Origin of the sequence: Corallococcus sp. CA054B (assembly GCF_003611625.1) — a bacterium.
Lineage (GTDB): Bacteria > Myxococcota > Myxococcia > Myxococcales > Myxococcaceae > Corallococcus > Corallococcus coralloides.
Genome location: NZ_RAVY01000347.1, coordinates 1 through 4,367, shown reverse-complemented (window position 1 = coordinate 4,367; position 4,367 = coordinate 1). Strand labels below are relative to the sequence as shown.

General features: G+C 72.9%; 3 protein-coding genes. 2 read left to right on the top strand and 1 reads right to left on the bottom strand.

Features of this window, described 5'->3' with window-relative positions:
• Nucleotides 1-623 (top strand): DnaA N-terminal domain-containing protein (locus tag D7V80_RS40315; RefSeq protein WP_370452640.1); only part of this gene is annotated, 623 nt, incomplete at its 5' end.
• Nucleotides 624-810: 187 nt separating this feature from the next.
• Complete coding sequence (locus D7V80_RS40310) at nt 811-4,176, top strand: ATP-binding protein (RefSeq protein WP_120593069.1); 3,366 nt, start codon at nt 811-813, stop codon at nt 4,174-4,176.
• 4 nt (nt 4,177-4,180) lie between these two features.
• Here D7V80_RS40310 and D7V80_RS40305 read toward each other — a convergent pair.
• Nucleotides 4,181-4,367 (bottom strand): hypothetical protein (locus D7V80_RS40305; RefSeq protein WP_147447383.1); only part of this gene is annotated, 187 nt, incomplete at its 5' end.

Genomic DNA, 4,367 nt, shown 5'->3' with positions numbered 1-4,367 from the left:
CATCCGCCCCGTCCCCGGACGCCGGACGTCCGCTCCCTGCCCCCACCCTGGCCGCCCGCGCGGCGGCCTTCTTCGACACCTTCCAGGACGCCCGCGCCCGGGCCTTCCGCGGCCTGCCCCGCGAGAAGCCGCCCGCCGGTTGGGCGGACTGGTACGCCCAGGCGCTGCGCGGCGTGGACGGCGACGAGGCCCGGCTCCATGCGGCCTGCCAGGGCTACCTCCAGTCCGACTGGGGCCGCGCCCGGCAGCCTCCGGGCACCGTGATCGCGTTCTGCTCGCCCCGGGTGTGGACGCGCTACGTCCCACCCCTGGAGGACGGTGCGGAGGTGGACTCCGAAGCCTCCAGCGGACCTGCCACGGACGAGGGCGCGTCCACGGAAGCGGCTCGCGTCTGGAGTGCCTGCCTGGAGGGAGTGCGCGCGCAGGGCAAGCGGTACGCGCTGTCATGGCTGGGCAAGGCCCGCGCGGTGGGACTGGAGGACGGACACCTGGTTCTCGCGGCGCCGGACGCCTACTTCCGCCAATGGGTCGAGGAGCAGTACGGCGCGTTGATGGAGGCCGAGGTGCGGAGCCTGGGGTTGGATGGAGTGCGCTGGGCGCGAGCCGCGCACGAGGTCGCCTGACCGGCCTGCGCCATTCAACACACGCGGCCTCCGGGCGCCTGGTCACCCTCCAGGCGCCCGCCGTTCATCGACGCACGTTTCGCCAGGGGCTCCTCCCGTCGCACTGGCCATTGGACGGAGAAACCTCGAAGTTTCGTCTCCCAGCAGTGGCCTCCCTCCTTGAAGGCGCGCCTGGGCGTGGAGGCACATGGGCGTGGTGGACGAAGTCCTGCGAGGTGGCGGCGCCTGTGGCGCACTGCTTCGCCAGGTGGACTGGGCGAAGACGTCCCTGGGCCCCGTGGAAACGTGGCCCCAGTCGCTGCGCACGACCGTCGGCATCGTGCTCGCGTCCGACTATCCGCTCTACGTCGCGTGGGGCCCGGAGTTCGTCCAGTTCTACAACGACGCGTACCGGCCCATCTGCGGACGCACGAAGCACCCCGCCGCCCTGGGACAGGCCGCGCCCGTCACCTGGCCGGAGGTCTGGCACATGCTCGGCCCCGGCTGGGAGCGCATGCGCCGGACCGGAGAGGCCATCTTCGTCAATGACCTGATGATGCCGCTCGACCGCAACGGCTTCGTCGAGGAGTGCTACTTCACCTACAGCCACTCGCCCGTGCGCGACGAGTCCGGCGACGTTGCGGGCGTCTTCGCGGCGCTCACGGAGACCACCGGACAGGTGGTGGGCACGCGGCGGCTGGACACGCTGCGCGAGCTGGGAGCCTCCACCGCGGACCGGGCCACCACGGACGACGCCTGCCGCGAGGCCATGCGCGTCATCGCCGCGGCGCCGCTCGACGTGCCCTTCGCCCTGCTCTACCTGGTGGATGACGCCACCGGCACCGCGCGGCTCGCCGGGACGAGCGGACTCGCCGCGGGGGATGCGCTCGCTCCCACGTCGATGCCCCTCCCGGACGGCACGGGCGAGGCGAGCGCGGACTGGCCCCTGGGGGCCGCCGCGAGCACCGGCGCGACCTTCCTCTGGGAGAAGCTGCCTGGGGAGACAGGCACCGTCGCGGTGGGGCCGTGGCCGGAGGGAACGGCGTCCGCGTGCGTGCAGCCCCTGCCTCGCGTGGGACATGCGCGGCCCGCGGGCTTCCTGGTAACGGGGCTGAGCCGCCGGCTGGCGCTCGATGAGAAGTACCGGGGCTTCCTGGAGCTGCTGGCCCGGGGTGTGACGACGGCCATCTCCCAGGCCCGCGCTCGTGAGGAGGACCGCCGCCGCGCGGAGGCCCTGGCCGCGTTGGACCGCGCGAAGACGGACTTCTTCAGCAACGTGAGCCACGAGCTCCGCACGCCGCTGGCGCTGATGCTGGGGCCGGTGGAGGACGGCCTCCAGGATTCGCTGGAGCCGCTCGGTCCCCGGCAGCTCGAACGGCAGCGGACGGTGCACCGCAACGGGCTGCGGCTGCTCAAGCTCGTCAACACGCTGCTGGAGTTCTCCCGCATCGAAGCGGGCCGCCTGCACGCGACCGCGGTGCCCACCGACCTCGCCGCGCTCACCCGCGGGCTCGCCAGCGGCTTCCGCTCCACCGTGGAGCGCGCGGGCCTGACGCTCGACGTGGACTGTCCCCCGCTGCCGCATCCCGTGAAGGTGGATCCGGAGCAGTGGGAGAAGATCGTCCTCAACCTCATCTCCAACGCGTTCAAGTTCACGCACCAGGGCGGCATCCGCGTGAGCCTGCGCTGGCGGGGAACACAGGTGGAGCTGTGCGTGGCGGACACCGGCACGGGCATCCCGCCGGAAGAGCTGCCGCGCATCTTCGACCGCTTCCACCGCGTGCAGGGCGCGCAGGGACGCAGCTACGAGGGCAGCGGCATCGGGCTCGCGCTGGTGCGGGAGCTGGTGCGCCTGCATGGCGGCGACGTGCAGGCGGAGAGCCACCCCGGCCAGGGCAGCACCTTCACGGTGACGCTGCCCGCGGACGCGGCCTCCATGGCCGCCCCCGCCGGGGACCCGTCCACGCCCGCGCGCGTCCCGACGGGCGCGACCCTCGAGGCGTTCCTGGAAGAGGCTTCCGGCTGGTCGGGGCCGGCGGGCATGCACGCGGTCGACGCGTCCCCCGCTCCCCCCATGAGGACCGTGGGCGGCCACGTCCTGTTCGCGGACGACAACGCGGACATGCGCGCATATGTGCATTCGCTGCTGTCGGAGCGCTTCGAGGTGACGCTCGCGGCGAACGGGCTGGAGGCGCTGGAGTCCTGCCGGGCCCGGATGCCGGACCTCGTCATCAGCGACGTGATGATGCCGGAGCTGGATGGCTACGGGCTCCTGCGGCGGCTGCGCGAGGATCCGGCGACGGTGCACCTGCCCGTCATCCTGCTGTCCGCGCGCGCCGGTGAGGAGGCCACGGTGGAGGGCCTGCGCATGGGCGCCACCGCCTACCTGGTGAAGCCGTTCTCCGCGCGGGAGCTGCTGGCGCGCGTGGAGGGCAACCTCGCGGCGGCGCGGGCGCGCCGGGAGCAGCGTCAGGCGGAGCGGGAGCGCGAGAAGCTGATCGCGGTGGTGGAGCAGTCCTCGGACCTCATCGGCATTGGCGGGCCGGACGGACGGGCGCTGTTCATCAACGAGGCGGGCCAGCGGATGCTGGGACTGGAGGGGCCGGAGGCGGTGCGGAGCACGCACCTGTTCGACTACTTCCTGCCGGAGGACCGCCCCTACGTGCGCGACGTCATCATGCCCAGGCTGCGCGAGCACGGGCGCTGGGACGGCGAGTTCCGCCTCCGCAACTTCCGCACCGGGGCGGCGGTACCCGTGCACTACAACTTCTTCATGCTGCGCGACGCCGCGACGGGCGAGGACATCGGCATCGCCACGGTGAGCCGCGACATCACCGAACGCCACCGGCGCGAGTCGGAGGCACGGGAGCAGCGGGAGTTCGAACAGCAGCTCATTGGCATCGTCAGCCACGACCTGCGCAATCCGCTCAACGCCATCCTCCTGTCGGCGAATGCCCTGCTCCAGCGCGACGACCTGGGGGAGCGCGCGACGAAGAACACCGGCCGCATCATCAGCAGCGCCGAACGCGCGAACCGCCTCATCCGAGACCTGCTGGACGTGACCCAGGCGAGGCTGGGCGGAGGGCTGCCGGTGCACCGCCGCCGCATGGACTTCCACGAGGCCACGCGCCAGGCGCTGGAGGAGGTCCAGGTGGCGTTCCCGGAGCGGCAGGTGGTCCTGGAGCAACAGGGCGACGGCCTGGGCTCGTGGGACGAGGAGCGGCTGGGCCAGGTGGTGCAGAACCTGGTCACCAACGCCGTTCGCTACAGCGAGCCGGGCTCCACGGTGCGGATGTCCACGCGCGAGGAGGGGGACGACCTGGTGCTGGAGGTCCACAACCGGGGCCGCCCCATCCCGCCGGAGATGCTGCCCACCCTCTTCCAGGCCATGCGGCGCGGCCACCATGGCGAAAGCCGGTCCTCGCGCAGCGTGGGGCTGGGGCTCTACATCGTGCAGCAGGTGGCGCGCGCGCACGGGGGGCACGTGAGCGTGGCCTCCAGCGAAGAGGCTGGAACGACGTTCACGGTCCGCCTGCCGAGGGAAGCGCCCCCCGCCTACGACACCGCGTCCTGAGGCCCTATTCGTCCGCCCGGAGCGCGATGGCGGGCGTCACGCGCAGCGCGCGGCGTGCGGGCAGCCAGCTGGCCACGAGCGCCACGGCCCCCAGCAGCAGGGGCACGCCTGCGAACGTCAGGGCGTCCAGCGCGCCCACGCCGTAGAGCATCCCCGCGAGGCCGCGCGCGAGCACCGCCGCCCCCACGAGC

Bases quoted from the DNA above. Each gene is read 5' to 3' on its own strand.
- D7V80_RS40310 (WP_120593069.1), top strand. From the start codon at position 811: ATGGGCGTGGTGGACGAAGTCCTGCGAGGTGGCGGCGCCTGTGGCGCA.